Below are 20,037 nucleotides of genomic sequence, written 5' to 3'. Positions count from 1 at the left end.
ATGGCAAAGCAACTTGGATTTTATTTCGATGCGAGCGCGTGCATGGGTTGCAAAACATGTCAGGTCGCTTGCAAAGATAAGAATGATTTACCGGTCGGCGTCAATTTCCGGCGCGTGTGGCAGTATGGCAACGGGAGCTGGGTTCCGTCCGGCAAACTGTGGACGCCGAACAATGTGTTCGTGTATTCGGTGTCGGTCGCATGCAATCACTGCGAAAAACCGTCGTGCGCCGAAGTGTGTCCGACCGGTGCGTTGGCGAAACGCGCGGATGGGCTTGTCCTCGTCAATGCGGATCAATGCGTCGGCTGCCGCTATTGCGAGTGGGCGTGTCCGTACGGCGCGCCGCAGTTCAATGAAGCCAAGGGCGTGATGACGAAATGCAACGGCTGTGAAGACCTGCTCGCCCAGGGTCAGAACCCGGCATGCGTGGATGCGTGCCCAATGCGCGCGCTCGAGTTCGGCGACATCGCGGAATTGCGCGCCAAGCACGGCAACGTCAACGCCATCGAACCGCTACCGGTAGCGACGCTGACTTTTCCCGCGCTCGTCATCAAGCCGCATCGTCACGCGCAAGCGAGCGGCAAGGGCATGGGAAGAATTATAGATTTGGTTGAGGAGGCGTAAGATGAACGTTCGCGAATGGGCATTGATTACGTTCACGATTCTGGCACAGATGTCGGTCGGTTCGTTCATCGTGCTGGGCATCGTCCACTATTTCACCGCGAAGAAATCCGGCGAGAAACAGGCGGACGAACTCTCCGACCGCGCGCTCCTCGCGATCGGTCCCGTGCTCGCGCTCGGTATGGCGGCATCGCTTCTGCACCTCGGCAATCCGATCAACGCGTACAAAGCCGTGACGAACCTGGGAACCTCGTGGCTCTCGCGCGAGATTTTCTTCGGCGTGTTGTTCGCGGTGGCGGGCGCAGTGTTTGCGGTGATGCAGTGGAAAAAGATCGCGACATTCACGGTGCGTAACGTCGTCGCGCTGGTCGCGGCAATCATCGGCGTTGCGCTCGTGTACAGCATGTCCATGGTGTATATGATGCCGACGCGTCCTGGATGGAACGTCATCACAACTCCGTTGTCGTTCTACGTGACGACGTTGTTGTTGGGCGTGTTGGCAATGGGTGCGGCGTTCGTCGCAAACTATTGGTACGTGCAACGCAAGAATCCTGGGTGCGCGAGCGATCAATGCGTGTTGTTGCGCGACTCGCTCCGCTGGTTTGGGATGGCATCCATCGTACTGTTGGGTTTCCAATTCGTGTTGTTACCGTTGTGGGTCGCGTTGATGGCGGGCAGTTCCAGCGCCAGTGCAACAATGCTGGTGGGTGAATTCGGCATCGTCTTTGCGCTGCGTCTCGCGTTGGTATTCCTGGGTGCGGGCGTGCTGGGTATATTCCTGTATCGCGCCGCCTCGAGTCCGGGGCAAGAGAAGGTGATGGGCGCAGTTGCCTACGTTGCATTTGCATTCGTGTTAGTCGGTGAAGTATTGGGACGCTTCTTGTTCTACGCGACGGCGACGCATTTCGGCTTGCAATAAAACTCGTAGGGGCGGGATAACCCCGCCCCTACTATATCAACCAAATGAATCGAATCCTGGGATTGTTTTTCAGTATCGTTTTCGCATTCGTCCTCGCCGCGTGCCAGCAAGTCCCCCCCACACCGGCATCCGCGCCCACACCGGACACGTCTCTCATTCGCCAAGCGTGGCAAAAGAGTCCGCACGCCAACACGTTCGACCCAGGCAAGGGACCGAACACGTACTGCGCGCGTTGCCACTCGCCGCGCAACTGGGATCCCGCGGCAAAGATTGATCCGCAACCCAACTGCGTCTCGTGCAAATTCTCGTTCGATCCTGCAATGCGGATCGCGAAAGGCAATCCGCCGGTCGCTAAAGCGGATTGGAAAGACATCGGTTGCGAAGTGTGCCACACGACTGCGAACGGAGTAACCAGTTCGCAAATCGCGTGGCTCAACAACGCAAACGGACAGTACGAATCGGTCGCGAACGCGACGGCGTTATGCGAAAAATGTCACACCGACACCGAAACGATTCGGCACAAGCGCGATGTGTCGCAGAGCGCGCACAAGGATTACGCCTGTACGCGTTGCCATGACGCGCACTCCACCATTGCGAGTTGCTCGGCTCAAGCGTGCCACCCGAACGCGCTCGATCCCGCCAAGCCGATCCTTGGTCACGACAAGACGCACACGACCGTATCGTGTATCGCGTGTCACGATGCGGCGGGGATGAAAGTGGGCATCGAAAAAGGCAAAGATACCTGGATGACATTCCGCACAACCGAATTGATGGGACGCTCGACCACGGCGGTGTACAAATCACACAGCATTCAACGCGCGGTCAATTGCAACAAATGCCACGCGCCAAACAACCCCTGGGGACTCAAGACCGTCGAGAGCACGACGCGATGACGACATGGCGTTGGTTCAAACTGGTTGGGTTGCTTGTGGTTGTGCTGGGATTATTTGTGTGCGCGGGCAATCCAGCCAACGCGCAATCATCCTCGCTTTCTGTAACCATCTCGACTCCGCTTGAAAATGAGACATTTTACGCGGGACCCTATTCGTTGGTGTACAGCATTGACATCGCGGGCTGGGTCGTAACGAGTAATCCCGAACCCTCCCTCGTGCGTGTGCGGCTCGATGTGCTGGTCGGGAATCTAGTGGCGCAGACCACGACCGCGCGTTTACGCGACGATGGCGCGTTCTCGTTTGGGATGACGGTCAACGCGGATTCGTCCGCCGGCGAATTTTCGCCCGACCAACGGAACTGTGACGCGTGCCACTATTTGGCGAATGTGATCTTGCCGCGTGGTAAGGTAACGCTCCGCATCACCGCGCTGGAACCAAATGGCAAGCAAGCGACGGCTGAACGACATATTGTCGTGGATCGTTCCGGCTATGCAACAGTGCCGGTCAAGGTCGTGCGCGCGGATAACCCACAACAACCAGTGCCCAATATCCTAGTGAACGGTTCCACGCGTCTCTACATGTGGCGCACGCGACACTATACCGGCATCTCGGATGCGAATGGTCAGGCGCAGTTGCGTGTCGAAGCGCTGAGCCAAACGCCGACGCAATATTCGTTTCGCGTCGAGCCAACGGTCGTGGATGGCGTGTGGTTCGAAAGTGTTGCGCCGATCACGGTGACGCTCGCGCCGGGCGCGACGACGAATGCGCCGATCACAGTACGCGTGCGCAGTCGCACCGGTGAAATTACCGGCAACGTCAATGTCGCGATCAAACCCGTCGCGGTTCGCGCGATTCGATTGTCCGATGGCGCGAGCTATACCACGCAGATAACATCGAATGGCACGTTCGCGTTTGTCAATGTGCCGATTGGACAATACCTGGTTCTCGCGGATGACCGCGCGCTCGCCGAGCACGGATTCGCATCCACGCCACAAACGATTGACCTCGAATCTTCGCCCGCGATTTCAATGACCTTGCCGCTCGTCGCGACACAACGCGGTAAGACCCTGAGCGGAACACTGCGCGATTCAAAAAACGCGCCTCTGCCATTCGCGTGGGTGACGCGCGAAAAAACCGGCATCGTGCAGAATGCGCTGCCAAGCACCGGCGCGTACACGCTCGACGATGTACCGCGCGAGTCGTTGACGCTGGTCGCATCCGCTCCCGGCTATTTCTACCAAGCGCAAGTCGTTGATGCCGCCGCGAACAGCGTCGCCGATTTCACGTTGACACGACGACCGGAAACACAATCTATCGCGTGGGGCAATGGCGAAATCGTTGCGCCGCCCGAATCCCAGGTTCGCGTCGAAAAACAAACTATCGCGCTCGAGTACGGTTGGCTATGGGGCAATGGCGGAGATTCGGCTGTGACGATTCGCGTGGCGGACGCGACCATCACGTTGCCTGCCGGTCAATTCGCGCTCGAATATTTTCCGGATCGTCCGGTGTGGTTGTATTTGATGGATGGCGTTGCAAACGTTCGTTCGTCGCGCGGCGAAACGTTAGTGCGCGGCGGTGAGATGCTCGTGCTGTCAAATCCAGGACGCTTGACGCCCGTCCCGCTCGACGCGGTTGTGATCGCGGCGCTGCATCCAACGAGCGCCTCACCCATCACGCCGATGTGGGAATCGAATCTCGATGCGCGCCTGCGGGACCAACTCGCGCAAATGGGCATTAGCATCGCGCAAGTGACCACATTTGTAACCTATTTTGTCATCATCTTGGTACTTGGCTTGTCACCTCTCTGGGCTATCATCTGGTGGTGGCGACGACGTCGCCCACGCGAAAACTAACAACCGGAATGGCATAGCCAATTTCTGTCGTCGAAACACACGGAAATACACAGAGTCATTCTTCTGTGCGCTTCCGTGTGTTTCTGTCGCAAGTGGAGTAGGCATGGAATCGAATTGGAACGAACTCTTGACCGGCGAAATGTTGACCTTTGGATTGCTCAGTAAAGCATTCTACGTGTATCCGGAAAAGACGTGGTTGCAGTCTCTGGTGGAGGGCGATATTTTTTCCGAAGCGCCGTTTGCATCCAACCAAGCCGAGGTGGAATCCGCGCTCGAATTATTGCAAGCGTGGAGTCGCGGCATATCGGACGAAGCGCTTGAGGATGTCCGCATGGATTACACGCGGTTGTTCATCGGACCCGGCAAAGTGTTGACGCCGCCGTGGCAATCCGTGTACTTTAGCGAAGAGCGTTTGACGTTTCAAGAAGAAACGCTCAAGGTGCGCGAGTGGTACCGGCGTTTTGGACTCCAAGCCGAAAAAATTTACCAAGAGCCGGACGATCACATCGGACTCGAACTCGAATTCATCGCGCACCTTGCCAAACTGGGTCTGCGCGCGCTCGAACAGAATGACAAAGCCAAGTTCGAAGAGACGCTCGACGCGCAGAAACGCTTCATGGTTGAGCATTTGTTGCGCTGGGCATTCGGCTGGTGTGAGCAGGTTCACGCGCAGTCGCACACCGATTTTTATCGCGGCATCGCGCTCCTCACGCGTGGAGCCGTCCGCGAAGCCGCCACGATACTGGATGTGAAAATCCCCGTAGGAACGAAGGCGTGAACCTTTTTTCAGTCGCCGGCAAACTCGCGCCGGCGGATCAACCGCCGGTCTCGCTCGAGGCGACGCGGTGTGTGCGCGCGAAAGATAAACGCTCGACGTGCGAATTGTGCGTGCGCGGTTGCCCTGTCAACGCGTTGCGTTTGGATGCGCCGATCGCGCTCGACGAAAAAGCGTGCGTCGCGTGCGGCTTGTGTTTGCGCGTGTGTCCGGTCGGCGCATTCGCCGGCGACGATAGCGCGGCGGACATTTTCAATTGCATTGCGCGTCTGTCCGCGACCCAGGTCGTCGAACTTGTCTGCGCGCGTCATCCCGCGCCGGAAAAAGGATTGATCGAAAACGCGACGGTTATTCGTACCAGCGCCTGTCTCGCCGCGCTCGGGTCTTCGACGTATCTGCGCTTGCTTACCCAGGTTTCCCAGGTCGCCATTCGGATGGATGCGTGTGAAGAATGTTCTATCGGACGCGTGCAACCGGAAATTGTGAACGCGCTCGCGCCCGTTCGCCAATTATTTCCCGAACGCGTCATTGCCGTGACTGACCGACCCAGCACCGATGCGAAAACGCGCGTCGTGTACGACGCCAAAGCGCCGCCCGTCTCGCGGCGCGATTTCTTGCGCGTGTTGACCGGCGAATCAGTCCGCACAGCCGTGCGCGCGTTCGCCAACGAAAGCGCTGATGCGCCAGCGGGCAGTGTCTTGCCGCGCGAGCGTGTCCGCTTGATCAATGCGCTCAAGCAACTCGCGCTCGGCGAGCAAAATGTCCCCGCGCAATTTACCGGCGTGATTCGCCTGACTGCCGATGATCAATGTACCGCGTGCGGCGTTTGTGCGCGCGCATGTCCGACCGGCGCGTTGCAATTTTCAACAACCGAAGGCAACGCGTACCGACTGACCTGTGCGGTTGCGAAATGCACAGACTGCGGTGTGTGCCTCGATGTGTGTGAACCGCAAGCGTTGCATCGCAATGGCGCGCCGAGCATCGCGGAACTGGTCGCGGCAGAAGCGATGGTTTTGAAAGCCGGCGCGCTCAAACAATGCGCGAAATGCAACGCGCTCTTCGCCGACCACATTCCGGGTACTCTCTGCCCGATCTGCGATTTCCGCCGACGCAATCCGTTCGGCAGTCTGCGCCCGCATACCGCGCACGAGGGGCAATCATGATTGTCGAAATTACTCGCGACAACATCGCGCAAATCAAGAATCTCCATCTGGCAAACTACGCGGCGATCTACGCCAAGATCCAACAGGATTTTTTTGCGCGCATCCGCGCGCTGGGAGTGGAATTTGATCCGCGCGATGATCGCGCCGAGGCGCAAACCAAGATTGCGAACGTGGTGAGCAAGGGCGCGGTTCTCCGCAACGACGACAAGAGCATCTACGTAAACCACATTTCTCCCGCGTGTGCGGCGTGTCAGACCGGTCTGGGAACGGCGACGTTTTTCATCTCGCTCAAGTGCCATCGCAATTGTTTTTTCTGCTTTAACCCGAATCAGGAAAATTACGCCGAGTTCCAAACGCAGAAACGCAATTGCGTTCGCGAGCTGGAAGAGATTTATCAAAGCGGCGCGCGCCTGGAACACCTCGCGCTTACCGGCGGCGAGCCGCTCTTACATCGCGCCGAGGTAGTCGAGTTTTTCAATTACGCCAACGAAAAATTTCCGCACGCGTACAAACGCCTCTACACGTCCGGCGACCATATTGACGTCGAACTTTTGACCGCGCTGCAACGCGCACGCCTCGACGAGATTCGTTTCAGCATCCGCCTGTATGATTCCGAGCAAGCGCGGCGACACACGTACGACCGCATCGCGCTGACCAAAGCATACATTCCCAACGTGATGGTCGAGATGCCGGTGTTGCCCGGCACATTGCCGGAGATGAAGCAGGTGTTGACGCGACTCGATGAACTAGATGTGTCCGGCATCAACCTATTGGAATTTTGTTTTCCGTTGAACAACGCCGACATGTATCGCGACAAAGGCTATCGCATCAAGCAACGCCCATTTCGCGTGTTGTACAATTACAGTTACGCCGGCGGATTGCCGGTCGCGCAAAGCGAGTCCGCGTGTCTCGATCTCGTCGAGTTTGCGCTCGACCAGAAATTGAAACTGGGTGTTCACTATTGCTCGCTCGAAAACAAACATACCGGTCAAGTCTATCAACAGCATTTCGAACAAAAGATTCCGGCGCATCTTTATTTTTCGCCGCGCGATTATTTTCTCAAATCGGCAAAGGTGTTCGGCAAAGACCTCCATCAAGTCTTGCCGATTTTCGAGCGAATGCGTTACCGCGATTTTCAACGCAACCGCGATCGGTACTATCTCGAGTTTCACGTCGAGAAAATTGCCGCGCTGAAAGACCTCGCCATCGAAATCGGCATCGCGACGAGCGTCATGGAAGCGCGACCAGATGGCGCAGTGATTCGTGAACTAAAAGTGGATCTGACGACGCCGCAAACATTCGACCTCGCGACCGATGTGTAAAAATCACCCAAGCGGGTGATGACACGGCGGCGCTCAAGTCGTATAGTAGTCGTGTCATTTAACAAGTTGAAATTTCTCCAAGCTCGCACGCCTGTGGCGATTCGCTATGGCTAACGAGCCGGACTCTGAGCAAATCTCAGAGGACACTTTTTTCTGTAAAAAAGTTGTCGTGGGTACGCGCGGAAACGCGCGTGCCTCCGCACTATTTGGAAAGGAGAATCTGGTTGGTTGAGCGTGTTTGCTTTGCCAGACTCTTTTCCGAGTCTGGCAATTTTTATTTGTGAGGAACCATCATGCAGGATTTAAGAATGTTGTTCGAAGCCAGCGCACACCAACATCACCAGCATCTTTGTCCGCGCCAAGTGCTGGGGGTGCGCATGGGCATGTACGCCGGTGAATTGCTCGACCTCGAACTGCCGCAAGACGACAAACGCCTGTTCGCGTTCGTCGAAACCGATGGCTGTTTGATTGACGGAATTTCGAGCGCAACGAATTGTACGATTGGACATCGCACGATGCACGTAATTGATTACGGCAAGACCGCCGCGACCTTTGTGGACACGGAAACGAATCGCGCCATTCGCGTCTGGCCACGGCTCGAATCGCGCAAGCGCGCGGTACGTTACGCGCCCGACGCGCCGGATCGTTGGCACGCGCAACTGGCGGCGTACCAAGTAATGCCGGCGAATGAACTCTTGAGCGCGCAACAAGTCGTGCTGACCGTTTCGCTCAAGGCGATCATTAGCAAGCATGGCTTGCGCGTCGTGTGCGAGCAGTGCGGCGAAGATATTATCAACGAACGCGAGGTGCGCGCCGAAGGACAAATTCTGTGTCGTGCCTGTGCCCTCGGCGCGTACTATAGCGTAATCGGAATGCGGAATTCAGAATGCGGAATTCAGAATTCCGGAGATAGAAGAAAAATTCTGACTCCGGGATTCTGACTTCTGATTTTTGATCGTGGGATTCCAACATGCAAGACACGTTTGGTCGAAACATCGTGTACATGCGCCTCGCGGTCACCGAGGCGTGCAACTTTCGTTGCGCGTACTGCGCGCCCGATGGGTATGTTACGCCAGCCACTTTGCCGCTGACGTTGCGCGAAATCAAAAGCGTCGTTCGTTCAGCGGTTGCCCTGGGTGTGACCAAGATTTGGCTGACCGGCGGCGAGCCGCTCTTGCGCCGCGACATTGGCGATATCGTCTAAAGGATTGCGCCGATTGACGGTATCCGCGACCTCGCACTGACGACGAACGGATTTCTGCTCGAACGACTAGCCCAGCCGCGCGCCAATGCTGGGTTTCGCCGCGACCGCTTCGCGCAGATCGTTGGTGTGGACGCGTTCGACGCGGTCTGGGCTGGGGTGTCATCACCGTTCGATTGTGATTGGCGATTCGGCAGTCGCGTTGCCGCACGTGACGATGACGACACCGCGCCCCGGTCGCGCCTCTGACGGAATCTTCCATCCCCACGCGACATTGCCGCTGCCATCGGCTTTCTGGTTTGCGCCGGGGATATTTACGAAACTGCCCGCCGTCGAAACATACATCAGCGAGCACAGCGCATTCGGCGATGTTTGGACGACAACCTGGGCGTTGCCTCCCGGTCGCACGACCGAGACTGACACAAAGCGTACCTCAGAATTCGTTTGCGCCGGCGTAGCGGTCGGACTCGCCATCGAACCTGGCTTTGCCGTTGCGGTGCGGGAAATTGGACGCGTTGGCGTCGCACTGATCTTGGAAGCCGGGGTTGGTGTGGTCTTGCCGGGCGCTACTGATGTTGCTTTGCCGGGTGTGCCGGTAGAGCGCGTGAGGGTCGCGCTCGATTGCCGAGTGGGCGTTGCCGTAGACGCAAGAGTTAAGGTGGGGGTGAATGTGAGCGAGGATCGCCGCGTGAAAGAGGGTTGCGGCGTTGGTGTCGGCGTGTCCACGCGGACTGCTTCGGCAGACGGCGCGCGAAAACCAAACACATCCAGCACAACCAAAAACACACTGCAAACCAACAGAACACAAACTGCAAGAACGGCAATGACTAACCATTGATTCGTGGACATGAGAATCTCATATGGCAGACTCGCGGTGCAGACAGTATCGTAGAGACGTTGCGTGCAACGTCTCTACGATACCGTAATCCCAATCGGAATTCGCTCTAGAACTTGCCTTTCGCACTAGGGCGTGTAGGAATAGCCGATGCCATGATTCGCGCCGTGACAACTGATATAGCACGTTCCAGTCGTGCCATCCCAGTACCACGCCGATTGGGAATTGAATCCGGTATTGGGTGTCACCACCGCCAAATCAAAATTGATTAACCGCAACTGCTCGCTCCCGTGCGAGTTGTGGCAAACATAGCATGGTGCGCGCGCGCCACCAGACCCCGCGTGTACTTGGTGCAGATTCGTCTGCGTTCCCAAACGGAAACGCGTGTTAGTGGCTTCTTGATTGTTCGCGGGCGCATAGGCACTACTCTTGTGGCATTTGAAACACACCTCGCCCGCGCCGAGCGCGTTCGCTCCATTCGAATCCACTGTGCTATAGTTGTTCGCGCCGTCGAGCAGATGCAGCCGTGGTGAACCGTGCGGACCACTCGCGCCGGTCGCCGGCGTCGCATTGGTGTGACAATCCGTGCAGTACACCATGCTCGTTGCCGACCACCCCGTAACAAATCCTCCGGCAGGCGCAGATGAATTCTTGCCCGGCGCGACAACCGGATGGAAACTCGCATTGTAAGGATTGAGCATCTGCGCGAGATCGCGACTATCCAAGACTTGCCGTGTATTCGCGCTCGTGAGTTTCCGCAAGCCGTTCGTGGTGTATGCCGCGCCATTCCAGCCATCGGGTTGATAGGTCGGCAACATGGTGTAACTCGAATGGCACTTGAAGCAGACTTGATAATCGCGTTGCGCTTGCGCCATCCAAGTAAATGCGAACGGCGCGCCGGTTGCAGTCCAGGTCGGGTCAACGCCAGACACGGCGTACATCTCCGGTTGAATCATCGGCGCTTGAGTCGCCCCGGCGATTGAATCGCGCGTGGCATCGTGCGGTTGATGGCAATCCTCACATTCAATATGGCGATTCGCGCCGCCAAACACCGCGCCGCCCGTTTCCCCAACGCGATGAATTCCGCTCGTGCCGGCAATTTCATGTTTGAAGAAACTCGTCGTCGTGTTCGCGTAACTCGTGAACGCGGGTTGAACGTACGTCCCGTTGCCAATGCTCGTGTGGCAAGTAAAACAAACATTCTCCTCGTGCCACGCCCGACGCACCACCGTCCCACTACCCGTATGCGAACGATGACAACCGGCGCAACTGTCCGTCGTCGGCGTGTAGGCAACATGCGGATCGTTCGTGATCGGAACCTTGGTCGCTGCGCGCGCCGGTAGAACCGGCGTGGGCTGGGCAGAGTTCGGTACATTCAAGCGCACTTCGTCCAAATAATACGTAATCGCATCCGTCATGCCCCCCACGCGCGCCCAACTGAAACGCATCTGCGCGGCATTGACCTGGGTCTGGTTGGTGAACTGCGTCGAGACCGAATACGTGCGCGTGACCACAGCGGTCGGCAGACGGCTGCCCGCGTTAAACGTTTCGAGCGTCGTCCAAGTCGTGCCGTTGTTCACTTGGAGTACTACGGTGTCGTCGGTATGCGCGCCGACAACATAGAACTTGGCATCCAGTGTCACCGGCGAACCGATCGTTGAAAAAGGAACGTCGCTGATCGCGCTAATCGTCCAGTCGCCGGTCGTTTGTCCGGTGGCAACCGCGCAGGTCGCGTACGCGTTGTTGAACGCCATGTCAATGCTGTTGTTCGTGTTCGCCAGCGAGCAGTTGGTTTGCGTTTGAGCCGTGCCCCACAAACCCATCGGCGCAAGAATGCCGGCGCTGTTGTTCCACGGTGGGGGAGTGACGATTGGCGTGATTGCTATCGTCGCAGTGAGGGTTGTCGTCGCCGAAAGCGTAGCCGTCGCGGTAATGGTTCGCGTTGCGGTTGGCGTTGCAGTTGGCGACGCCGTGACAGTCGCGGTTATGGTTTGTGTCGCGGTTGGCGACAGGGTAGTAGTCACGGTTGTCGTTCGCGTCGCGGTTGGCGACACCGTGGCAGTTGCGGTGATTGTTCGCGTTGCCGTTGGCGACACCGTGGTCGTCAGCGTAGCCGTGCGCGTGATCGTATTCGTCGCAGTTGCCGTGCGCGTTCGCGTTTTTGTGGTGGTTGCCGATGCCGTTAGCCCTGCGGTTGGCAATCGGGTTGGGCTGGCAGATGGCGTTGGCGCGGCGCTGGGCGTTGCCGATGATGGCGCGGTGGGTATGCGCGTCGCGGTGCGCGTCCAGGTCGAACTGGGGGGAGCGGTTATCAGCGCCGTTGCCGATGCGGTCGGCGAACGGGTGAGCGAATTTGTCATCGTCGCGCTGGGTTGCGCTTTGGGCGCGACGGTCGGCGACGCGGTGGATGTGCGCGTGAGTGTTGGCGCTTGCGTCGCGGTGGCGGTGAGCGTTGGCGCGCGTGAATTCGTCGCAGTCGCCGACGCGACGCGTGTGTTCGTCGCCGTGTTCGATCCAACCGTGCCGGGCGCGCCATTGGCAGAACCAGGGCAGACAAAAGAAACCGCAATCATCAGAACGACAAAAACGATCCAACCAACGAGCGGGATCAGGCGTTGGCGCGACGCGCGATTCCGCTCGGGTTCGATCAATCGTTCGGGCATTCCTAGATTATCGTTGGGCTGGATGATTTCTGACACGGTACGCTCAATCTAGTCGCGCTATTTTCCCTTGCCGCGCAAATTCGTGTGGCACGATTCGCAGGGTTGAGATCCATCTACCCCCGGATGGCCGGCTGGAAGTTGAATTGCATTGCGCGCCGAGGTCGCACTCACGGTTGCCCGGCGCGGCGTCGTGTCGCGCGGAACGCTTGGGTGTGTGGCGGCGGGAACCGGCGCGGACGGAGACGCAGAAACCGGCGCGGGCGTCGGCGTTGCTATATTTGACTGGGCGCGCGCGGGTTCATTCGGCGTGAAGAACATGTGCGCGCCCACCCAGGCAACGACGAAGAAGAAAACGATCAGCAACCCCAGTCCCAGGATTATCGCAACGCGAGTTTCTGCGCGATTCACTCTGGCTCTTTTCTATTTCTGGTGGCAGTTTTCGCACACGCCGCGATTGTCCATTCGCAGCAACGCACTATTGTTGGTCGGTTGCACATTCGCGGCGTACCCGCTGGCGTTAACGTTCGTCCCATGTGCGCGATGACACGTCAAACAAAAGACCTGGTCGTTCGCGTTCGCGCCATCGCCGAGCGGATCTTCGAGCGGCAAGGTGGTCGTTAGACCGCCCAGCGTCATGTTCATCCGGTGGCGATAGCGGGTGACCAGACCTCTGCCATCTTCCGCGTTGAACGGCATCGCCGAGATTTGTTGTTGGTACGTAAAATGACAACCCGTGCACCAATCGCCCAATCCCAAACGATAGCGCGGCGTGGTGTAGTTGGCGACATAACCGAGTTGATCCGGGCGTTGTCCGCCGGTTTCATTCGACGTGACCAACACATAGCCCGGCGGGTCTTCTTGTTGCGCGCTAGGAGGATGCAAACGTTGTTGCAGCAAACGATAATTGCGTCCGCCGTGTGGATTGTGGCAACTGGTGCAGGTCAACGGCATCGTAACGTTTTGTCCACGCCCGGGGAAGGTTGCCCACGCGTTGGCGCTAATGCCCCATTGCGGCGCGCCGGGCCATACCAAACCGGATTCGTCGTTGTGGCAGCCGGCGCAATCGTACGTACTGGTCCAAGTGGTACCGCTGCCCCACGCGTTGCGGTACGTTCCGTCTACGCCGTGGGACGAAGTTACCGACCTTGCCTGATAATTTGTAAAACCACCGCCGAGCAAACTACCGCCGCCGCCGTTGAAGATTCCATCTTGCACATTCGTCAACGCGCCGCTGCTCGTGTTGCCGTGACACGTGAAACACAGACCGGGTACTTGCGTAATCAACAACCGGCTCGCGCCCGCGCTGTGCGCGCGATGACAACCGGCGCAGGCGTCCGTCGTCGGACTATAATTTCCGTGCGGTCCGCCGTTGGCAAATGTGACCGGCGATACGCCGAGTCCAACGACGACTAGAAATAGAACAGCTAACACGACTGGGAAGAAAACTGCGTTAGAAAACTTCATCGTCTCCCTCGTTTACGTTTCTTCTTGATCGGATGGCAATCGAAAGCCAGCCAAGCCATCTTCGAGCGCGCGAATCGTCTCGCGCAAATGCTCCAGCTCCACCGATAGATGCGGATGCGCGGAGAGCAAGGTTTCCGTGAGAGCCGCCGCGCCACGCGTCGTCGTTCGCAGATGATCCACGCGCTGATCCAGTCCCGTTAGCATCTCGACCGTTGCTCGTTCCAATTCTCTCAGCCATTGGTATGGGATGGTCCACCGTTCTCCGATGGAACCGGCGATGCGCGAACACCCCCCGAACGCGCATCAACCAGCGACGTGCGAACCGCGCCCGCCGGCATTTCAACTACCGATGGGATGTCATCCGTTTTACACGCGGTCAACACCACGGCAAACGACAACCCAGCCCAGAGCACCAACATGCCTAACTTTTTTTCGAATGTTGCTTTCACGATGCGTACTCGACCACCTGGTCCTGACGCTTACTTTTTCACGGTGTGACACATCGTGCAATCCTGGCGACCTTCCAGTTTGTGCGGAATCAAGGCAGGCATCGTGGCAATCGGCGAATGGCACATCGTACACATCGCATCGGTGCGCTTGACGTGCGTGACCGGCAATACCTTGAGCACCTTGGCAGAGTGACATGCCGAACAACCCGGTTTGTCCGCGACCGAATGCGGCGCTGATGGAACCGCGATTTCTGATTCGTGGCAGATCACGCAGGTAATGCCCGTTCGATTCTTGTGACTGACCGGCAAGAGCACGACTCCCTTAGCGCTGTGACAATCGGCGCATGATTCGTGACCTTTGACCAAGTGCGCGACCGCGGGCGGTTTAACGACCATCGGATCGTGACACGCCAGGCACATCGTATCGGCGCGACCTTTGTGCGTAACGGGTAAGGCATTCGCCATCTTGCCCTCGGTGTGACAACCCGAACACGCTCTCCGTACTCCGCCGGTGGTGTGCGCGATCGCGGGGATCGCAACGGTTGAGGGCGAGTGGCACATCGCGCATGTTTGCTCCGAACGCCGGCCGTGCGATGACGGCAGCGGCGACATCGCTTTTGCCGCGTGACAGGTATCGCATTTTTCGCGTCCGGGCGTCTTGTGTCCGATTTGCGGTACCGTTAGCGCTGCTTCGTGACAAGCCGTACACATTTTGTCGGTGCGCTCCTTGTGCGAGGCAGGCAGAACTGGGACGCTGGAGATCGGAGCCGCGGCGGGCTTGGCGTGGCACGCTGAGCAAGTCGTTTTGCTTTGCGTATCGTGCGCCACAGCCGGTACCGACGCGATCACTTTATTGTGGCACATCGCGCACGTTTTATCGGAACGTCCGGAGTGATCGGCGGGAAGCGGCGCGATTTGGTTTGGCGCGTGGCAGGCGGAACACGTTTCGCGCCCTTTGGCGCGGTGCGCGACCACCGGTATCTGCGCGGATTGCGCGATGTGACACGCCAGGCAGGTTTTATTTTCGCGTCCTTCGTGCGACGCCGGCATGGGCCACATGGACAAGTGACACGCGAGACAATCGCCGCGTCCTTCGGTGGCGTGCGGCACGCGCGGTCCCACTTGCACTTGGATTACCGGCGTCGGCGTTGGTGGAATCGGCGTCGCCGTCGGTTCAGGCGTCGGCGTAGCAACAACCGGAATTGGCAGAGGACCGCAGGCAACCAGCGCCAATGTGATTAAGAGTGCAACCAAAATAATAATTGCAGTTCGATGCCAAGTGAGTCGTGGAAGAAAAGACATGTGTTTCCCCATGTTGCGCGTGCAGGATTGGATACAGGTTGGGAGGGGAGATGTTTCCTCCCCTCCTTCCCTTGCGTGCGACGCTTGGCTTACTTGTTGTGGCAAGCTTGGCAAACGCCGCGGTTGTCGAGACGGAGCAGTGACGAACCCATTGCCGTTGTACCGCCGGGTCGTAGCACTGCACCTGAGTACGTGCCCATCGCCGCGCTCGTGCCGTGAACAACGTGGCAAGTCAAGCACGCCGGCGCGCCGTTCGCATCGCTGCTGCTGATGTTCGATCCGTCCGTGCGATGGCGATAGTTGTAGATCGAATCACCCGATGGATTGGTCGAACCGGAGCCAGCGCCGGTCGCGTGGATACGGGTGTGGCAACGCGCGCACCAGGTGCTGATCGTGGCGATCTTACCATTGTCCGCATCGTTGTCGCTGGCGGCGGGATAGTTCTGACCATAGTAATTGCGAGTGGCGCTACTGACCGTGTACGTCTTGGTCGTAACGTCCGAAACGGTGAGGGCAGTGCCACCCAACGTGGGACCCCCAGCCCCCATCTTTGGGCTGGCGCGCAAGATGCGGTAGGTGGCTTCATTCGTCGCACCCGATCTGCCGTGCGGGTTGTGGCAGGTGTGGCATTCGAGCGTAAAGGTCGTGCCCGCGCCGCTATTGAGCGCGCCAATACCCCAGATCGTGTCGCCGGTATATCCGGTCATACCATTGACCCGGTGTTGGGATACGGTTGCCGCTGAAGTGGAGGCGCCATCCAGATTGGTGTCCATCCTAGCGAAAGCAAACCCGCCGCCTTTGAGCGACGTGTTCGCGCCGCCGGTAACCCACAATCCATCCAGCACATCGGTGCCCGCGCCACCACTCGTCACGCCGTGACAGGTCATGCACAACGCGTACGACGTGGTGGCTACCAAGAGACTAGGACCAACGCCTGTGTGCGCGCGGTGACAACCCGCGCACGCATCGGTCGTTGACGTGTAGCCGCCGTGGGGACCATTGTCGGCGAACGCGCCGCTTACCCACACGATGGTGAGTGTGAGCACCAGCGCAAGCACAACAAGCCAACGAAGTTTCATTTTTTCGTGCCTCCTCCAAAAAGATGTCTGAGCAAGATCCTGGGTCTAATTTCTGGTTTACGCTTTTTCCTCCTTTCCCTTCATCGCATTCATTGATGTTGAGATTCGCTTTTGGAAATCCGACAGGTCTCGGATTCCAAATCATTTTCTCAACGTCAATTGGTGAACGGCATCGCCCCCGTTAGCGTTGCCCCCATCATGAGGCATCTGATCGAATGCCGTCTCATTTGAGGCGATGGCAGGCGCGACACGTATCATTCGTCCGCCCGGCATGATCGCCGGGAACTGGACGCGCTCCCGAACCACCTTGCAAATGACAGATCAAACAATTTTCGTGACCATCCGCCGAATGAGCCGCCGGTCGCGCCGTTGGTCGCGGGGCGCTCGCGCTCAATGGGTGACAACCCAGACACATTTCATTCGTTCGCCGCGCATGATCCTTGGGCACAGAAAAATACGTGTTCCCTTTGTGGCAGTACAGACAATCGGCTTTGCCCACGAGACTATGCGGCACGGCGACTGGCGGCGGCAACGGCGTCGGCGGAAGACGGGTTGCGAATGGCGCGGGCGTGGATGTCGCGCCGACTGTTTCGACACTGCGCGTGCGTTTGGAAATGGGCGTAGCATAGTTCGGATCCTTGGAGGAGAGACCTGGGACGGCGGTCGGCAATGCTGCGCGCGCTGGCAATGGACTTGCGCGCGTGCTCAACAGCACGAGCGCCGACATGACGATCACGACCAGGATCACTCCAACCAAAGCAATCAACGCCAACGTCCGTTTCATGCTAATTCATCAATAGACCCACACTTGCACGCGATTGTTCACGCGGTCGGCGATGTAGAGTCGCCCGGTCTGGTCAATCGCGATATCGTTGGGGTAATTGAATTCGCCATCATCCACGCCGTAATCGCCAAAGGTAAACAGCAGCTCGACTTTATCTTTCGCTGTGTCATACACCTTGATTGTGTGCGCGACGGCATCCACGACGTACAAGCGATCATCGCCGTCAATGGACATCCCGCGCGGCAGACTAAATCCTGGGATCGTGAACAGCAGATTGCCCGGTTTGTCGAAAACCTGCACGCGTCCGTTATTGCTGTCGCTCACGTAAAGACGTTCGCGCGCGTCCAGCGCGATCGAGTTTGGGAACGACAATTCGGTCGGACCGGTCCCAGCGCCCTCTTTGCCAAATTGCGCGACCAAGCCGCCCTCTTTATCCACAATCATTACGCGATGTTTGCCCTTGGTCACTTCGGTAAAATAGAAAACGTCATCCTCCAAACGAATCCCCATCGGTTGCCAGCCATCTTTGGTCGGCGGTGTGAGACTCGATTGAAAGTTGCCGCCCGCGTCGTACAGATCCAGCGAGCGACGAATGCGATCGGTCACAAAGACCATGCCGGCGCGATCAACCGCGACGTACACCGGCGCGCGTCCCGGCACCTGGGATTTGGGCGGCGCAAAATTGAACAACTCTTTGCCCTCGCGATCGAACGCGTGAATCAAACGATCCCCGCCGCTTTCGGCGACGTAGAGCCGGTCGCCCTCGGCGGTCACCGCGACGCCGACCGGCTCGATGATCCCGTAGATCGAAAAAAGATAGTGCGGCTTGAGACCCTTGGTCAGCGCCTGCGCCGGTCCCGGCAACGCTTTGCTGAGCGCCCGGCGCGTGATCAGGTAGTACGACCAGGTAGAACAGATGCAGAGCAATAGCACCAACAACAACAGCAGAAGCAACCAACGCTTCCAACCGTGGCGGCGTTTGTCCTCTGCGGCTGCCGGTTCGGTTTGTAATTCAGGAGGCGGAATTTCCATGTCGCTCATCGCTAGTTGCCTTTCGAGATCCGACCCAGCGCTTGCTGCGCGGCGATGTCATTCGGATATGTCTTCAAGAATTTGTTCAGCGCGGCGATGGCTTCATCGCGGCGACCTAGTTTTTCGTACGCCAGCGCCAAACCGTAGTTTGCCTGCACGATCTCCGGCGATTGCGCGAGCACACCTTCGAGTTGTTTGGACGCGTCATAGTATTTGCCTTGCCAGAGTATGACCATCGCGCGCGCGTACGCGGCTTGCTGGGTCTTGCCGACCGCCGCGTAACTTGTCGCGAGTCCCTGGTATGGCTCGACGAAACCAGGATCGAAGCGTAACGCTTCTTGAAACGCGCGGATCGCGTTTTCGTGATCGGTCTGTTTTTGGTAAACCAGTCCAAGCAGGTGGAGCGCGTCCGCATCGGTATAATCAATCGCGAGCGCGGCTTGCAGCGCTTCGACCGCTGGCGGATAGTTGCCCTGCTCCAGGTAGAGCACACCAAGTTGATAATAGACGGCTTCCAACGGCTTGCTCATCTTGGCGAGCGGATTGTCGCGATTCAACTCGACAACGCGGGTCAATTGCGTGACCGCCGCCGAATAATTTTTCTTTTGCTTGTACGCTTTGCCCAGCAACATCATCGCGCCTTGATGCTTGGGATCAATCTTGAGCGCCTCTTCGCCCTGTTGAATCGCCTGGTCAACCATGCTGCTGTCGAGATAGTACGTGGCGACTGAAATGCGTAGATCGGGATTCTGGGGATTCTTGACGACCATCTCTTCCAGATGCCGTGCTTGACGATCCAACACGCGTTCGTTGGAATGCGTGTATCGGTCAAGATAGTAGAAAGTCGTAAAGCCCCCCGCCGCGAGCAAAACCAGGAGCGTGAGCGCCCAGAGAATCAAATTCTCGCGGGCGAAAAGTTTTTGTCGAGTTAGCATCTTTTCCTCGTGACATCAAAACAAGCCCTGTGCAATGGAAATAAATTCCATCCCACAAGGCTCGTTCTAAACCTTGGGCGAATTGGAAATGCCGCCATGGCATTTCCACATCAAGCTTGTCGCGTTCAGCCGAACTAGTTTTCGACCTTGACTCGATGAGCGCCGCGCGCGCGTCCCTGCCCGCGATACTCGTCCAAGAGCGCGCTGCTCGCGGACGGGCACAGAAACACATCGCCGCGCGCGACGGTTTCGACCGCCTGGGTCAGTTCGGCGATAGATTCGCGATGCGAGAGGTACCCTTTGACGCCGGCGCGCAAGAGCCGAATCGCCAGTGCGCGATCTTCCATCTCGGTCAACGCAATAATACTGAGCGAAGGAACCTGGGTCTTTAACTCTTCGATCATCGCAAAGATGCGCGGATCATCCTGGGGAATATCCAGCAACAGAATATCGGGTTGAACCCGGCGCGCGTTTTCGACGGCGGCGTACCCTGCGTTGCTCTCGCTAATCATTTCAGGAGGCAAGCAGTTCGCCAACAGCGCTTGCAATCCAGCGCGGAGCAGAACAAAATCACTGGATACCTGGACGCGTATCGTGCTCAACGATTACCCCACTCTGAAGGATCCCATCAAAAGAAAAACCGACCATCGAATTTTACGGTCGGTTACGCCACTCGCTTCCCCCAGCATAGGCGTCCAAAATATAGCTGAAGTTCAATGCGTCCGTTTAATTGTCATGTTCTGGATC

Annotated in this window: 21 protein-coding genes and 2 riboswitches; of the genes, 9 read left to right on the top strand and 12 right to left on the bottom strand. The window is 57.9% G+C overall.

Features of this window, described 5'->3' with window-relative positions:
- The 9 genes from dmsB (at position 1) to HY868_06515 (ending at position 8,750) form a co-directional block, all read left to right on the top strand.
- Positions 1 to 624: a dimethylsulfoxide reductase subunit B gene (gene dmsB, locus HY868_06555; GenBank protein ID MBI5301777.1), complete on the top strand. Its 624-nt coding sequence runs from the start codon at positions 1 to 3 to the stop codon at positions 622 to 624.
- Position 625: 1 nt separating this feature from the next.
- Complete coding sequence (locus HY868_06550) at positions 626 to 1,540, top strand: dimethyl sulfoxide reductase anchor subunit (GenBank protein MBI5301776.1); 915 nt, start codon at positions 626 to 628, stop codon at positions 1,538 to 1,540.
- Between the two features lie 44 nt (positions 1,541 to 1,584).
- Entirely contained in the window at positions 1,585 to 2,433 is an 849-nt protein-coding gene (locus HY868_06545; protein MBI5301775.1) for a hypothetical protein, read from the top strand.
- Complete coding sequence (locus HY868_06540; GenBank protein ID MBI5301774.1) at positions 2,430 to 4,286, top strand: carboxypeptidase regulatory-like domain-containing protein; 1,857 nt, start codon at positions 2,430 to 2,432, stop codon at positions 4,284 to 4,286. Before HY868_06545 ends, HY868_06540 begins: the two co-directional genes overlap by 4 nt.
- A 103-nt stretch (positions 4,287 to 4,389) precedes the next feature.
- Positions 4,390 to 5,064, top strand: coding sequence for a molecular chaperone TorD family protein (locus HY868_06535; protein ID MBI5301773.1), 675 nt, complete (start codon positions 4,390 to 4,392; stop codon positions 5,062 to 5,064).
- On the top strand, positions 5,061 to 6,224 hold the full coding sequence (locus tag HY868_06530; protein ID MBI5301772.1) for a 4Fe-4S binding protein: 1,164 nt from the start codon (positions 5,061 to 5,063) through the stop codon (positions 6,222 to 6,224). The genes HY868_06535 and HY868_06530 overlap by 4 nt, the downstream gene beginning before the upstream one ends.
- On the top strand, positions 6,221 to 7,546 hold the full coding sequence (locus HY868_06525; protein MBI5301771.1) for a radical SAM protein: 1,326 nt from the start codon (positions 6,221 to 6,223) through the stop codon (positions 7,544 to 7,546). Before HY868_06530 ends, HY868_06525 begins: the two co-directional genes overlap by 4 nt.
- Before the next feature lie 63 nt (positions 7,547 to 7,609).
- Positions 7,610 to 7,779, top strand: a riboswitch (molybdenum cofactor riboswitch).
- 60 nt (positions 7,780 to 7,839) lie between these two features.
- Positions 7,840 to 8,487: a TraR/DksA C4-type zinc finger protein gene (locus HY868_06520; protein MBI5301770.1), complete on the top strand. Its 648-nt coding sequence runs from the start codon at positions 7,840 to 7,842 to the stop codon at positions 8,485 to 8,487.
- A 29-nt stretch (positions 8,488 to 8,516) separates the two neighbouring features.
- Positions 8,517 to 8,750: a radical SAM protein gene (locus HY868_06515; protein ID MBI5301769.1), complete on the top strand. Its 234-nt coding sequence runs from the start codon at positions 8,517 to 8,519 to the stop codon at positions 8,748 to 8,750.
- A 162-nt stretch (positions 8,751 to 8,912) separates the two neighbouring features.
- Here HY868_06515 and HY868_06510 read toward each other — a convergent pair whose 3' ends face one another.
- The 12 genes from HY868_06510 to HY868_06455 all read right to left on the bottom strand — a co-directional run bounded on the left by HY868_06510 (position 8,913) and on the right by HY868_06455 (position 19,892).
- The gene (locus HY868_06510) at positions 8,913 to 9,596 is read right to left on the bottom strand and encodes a hypothetical protein (GenBank protein ID MBI5301768.1); all 684 of its coding nucleotides are present in this window, start codon (positions 9,594 to 9,596) and stop codon (positions 8,913 to 8,915) included.
- Between the two features lie 114 nt (positions 9,597 to 9,710).
- The gene (locus tag HY868_06505; GenBank protein MBI5301767.1) at positions 9,711 to 12,281 is read right to left on the bottom strand and encodes a hypothetical protein; all 2,571 of its coding nucleotides are present in this window, start codon (positions 12,279 to 12,281) and stop codon (positions 9,711 to 9,713) included.
- A gap of 21 nt (positions 12,282 to 12,302) precedes the next feature.
- Positions 12,303 to 12,653 carry a hypothetical protein gene (locus tag HY868_06500; protein ID MBI5301766.1) on the bottom strand — a complete coding sequence of 117 codons (351 nt, stop codon included), beginning with the start codon at positions 12,651 to 12,653 and terminating at the stop codon, positions 12,303 to 12,305.
- A gap of 12 nt (positions 12,654 to 12,665) precedes the next feature.
- Positions 12,666 to 13,709, bottom strand: a complete 1,044-nt coding sequence (locus tag HY868_06495) for a hypothetical protein (GenBank protein ID MBI5301765.1) — start codon at positions 13,707 to 13,709, stop codon at positions 12,666 to 12,668.
- Positions 13,710 to 13,721: 12 nt separating this feature from the next.
- Positions 13,722 to 13,934, bottom strand: coding sequence for a hypothetical protein (locus tag HY868_06490; protein MBI5301764.1), 213 nt, complete (start codon positions 13,932 to 13,934; stop codon positions 13,722 to 13,724).
- A gap of 5 nt (positions 13,935 to 13,939) precedes the next feature.
- Positions 13,940 to 14,158, bottom strand: coding sequence for a hypothetical protein (locus HY868_06485; GenBank protein ID MBI5301763.1), 219 nt, complete (start codon positions 14,156 to 14,158; stop codon positions 13,940 to 13,942).
- A 30-nt stretch (positions 14,159 to 14,188) separates the two neighbouring features.
- Positions 14,189 to 15,460, bottom strand: a complete 1,272-nt coding sequence (locus tag HY868_06480; protein ID MBI5301762.1) for a hypothetical protein — start codon at positions 15,458 to 15,460, stop codon at positions 14,189 to 14,191.
- Between the two features lie 89 nt (positions 15,461 to 15,549).
- The gene (locus HY868_06475) at positions 15,550 to 16,539 is read right to left on the bottom strand and encodes a cytochrome c3 family protein (GenBank protein ID MBI5301761.1); all 990 of its coding nucleotides are present in this window, start codon (positions 16,537 to 16,539) and stop codon (positions 15,550 to 15,552) included.
- Between the two features lie 223 nt (positions 16,540 to 16,762).
- A complete protein-coding gene (locus tag HY868_06470; protein MBI5301760.1) occupies positions 16,763 to 17,323 on the bottom strand; it encodes a hypothetical protein in 561 nt (186 codons plus the stop codon).
- 9 nt (positions 17,324 to 17,332) lie between these two features.
- Entirely contained in the window at positions 17,333 to 18,364 is a 1,032-nt protein-coding gene (locus HY868_06465) for a hypothetical protein (GenBank protein MBI5301759.1), read from the bottom strand.
- Between the two features lie 2 nt (positions 18,365 to 18,366).
- The gene (locus HY868_06460) at positions 18,367 to 19,290 is read right to left on the bottom strand and encodes a tetratricopeptide repeat protein (protein ID MBI5301758.1); all 924 of its coding nucleotides are present in this window, start codon (positions 19,288 to 19,290) and stop codon (positions 18,367 to 18,369) included.
- Between the two features lie 134 nt (positions 19,291 to 19,424).
- Positions 19,425 to 19,892: a response regulator transcription factor gene (locus HY868_06455; protein MBI5301757.1), complete on the bottom strand. Its 468-nt coding sequence runs from the start codon at positions 19,890 to 19,892 to the stop codon at positions 19,425 to 19,427.
- Between the two features lie 47 nt (positions 19,893 to 19,939).
- A riboswitch (cyclic di-GMP riboswitch) is annotated at positions 19,940 to 20,023 on the bottom strand.
- Positions 20,024 to 20,037: the final 14 nt, after the last annotated feature.

Source organism: Chloroflexota bacterium, assembly GCA_016219275.1.
Taxonomy (GTDB): domain Bacteria; phylum Chloroflexota; class Anaerolineae; order UBA4142; family UBA4142; genus JACRBM01.
Note: the sequence above shows the minus strand (reverse complement) of the source record. Positions and strands in the feature narration are given on the sequence as shown.

Coding starts and splice junctions, on each gene's coding strand:
- dmsB (MBI5301777.1), top strand. CDS start 1: ATGGCAAAGCAACTTGGATTTTATTTCGATGCGAGCGCGTGCATGGGT.
- HY868_06550 (MBI5301776.1), top strand. CDS start 626: ATGAACGTTCGCGAATGGGCATTGATTACGTTCACGATTCTGGCACAG.
- HY868_06545 (MBI5301775.1), top strand. CDS start 1,585: ATGAATCGAATCCTGGGATTGTTTTTCAGTATCGTTTTCGCATTCGTC.
- HY868_06540 (MBI5301774.1), top strand. CDS start 2,430: ATGACGACATGGCGTTGGTTCAAACTGGTTGGGTTGCTTGTGGTTGTG.
- HY868_06535 (MBI5301773.1), top strand. CDS start 4,390: ATGGAATCGAATTGGAACGAACTCTTGACCGGCGAAATGTTGACCTTT.
- HY868_06525 (MBI5301771.1), top strand. CDS start 6,221: ATGATTGTCGAAATTACTCGCGACAACATCGCGCAAATCAAGAATCTC.
- HY868_06520 (MBI5301770.1), top strand. CDS start 7,840: ATGCAGGATTTAAGAATGTTGTTCGAAGCCAGCGCACACCAACATCAC.
- HY868_06515 (MBI5301769.1), top strand. CDS start 8,517: ATGCAAGACACGTTTGGTCGAAACATCGTGTACATGCGCCTCGCGGTC.
- HY868_06510 (MBI5301768.1), bottom strand. CDS start 9,596: ATGTCCACGAATCAATGGTTAGTCATTGCCGTTCTTGCAGTTTGTGTT.
- HY868_06495 (MBI5301765.1), bottom strand. CDS start 13,709: ATGAAGTTTTCTAACGCAGTTTTCTTCCCAGTCGTGTTAGCTGTTCTA.
- HY868_06480 (MBI5301762.1), bottom strand. CDS start 15,460: ATGTCTTTTCTTCCACGACTCACTTGGCATCGAACTGCAATTATTATT.
- HY868_06475 (MBI5301761.1), bottom strand. CDS start 16,539: ATGAAACTTCGTTGGCTTGTTGTGCTTGCGCTGGTGCTCACACTCACC.
- HY868_06470 (MBI5301760.1), bottom strand. CDS start 17,323: ATGAAACGGACGTTGGCGTTGATTGCTTTGGTTGGAGTGATCCTGGTC.
- HY868_06465 (MBI5301759.1), bottom strand. CDS start 18,364: ATGAGCGACATGGAAATTCCGCCTCCTGAATTACAAACCGAACCGGCA.
- HY868_06460 (MBI5301758.1), bottom strand. CDS start 19,290: ATGCTAACTCGACAAAAACTTTTCGCCCGCGAGAATTTGATTCTCTGG.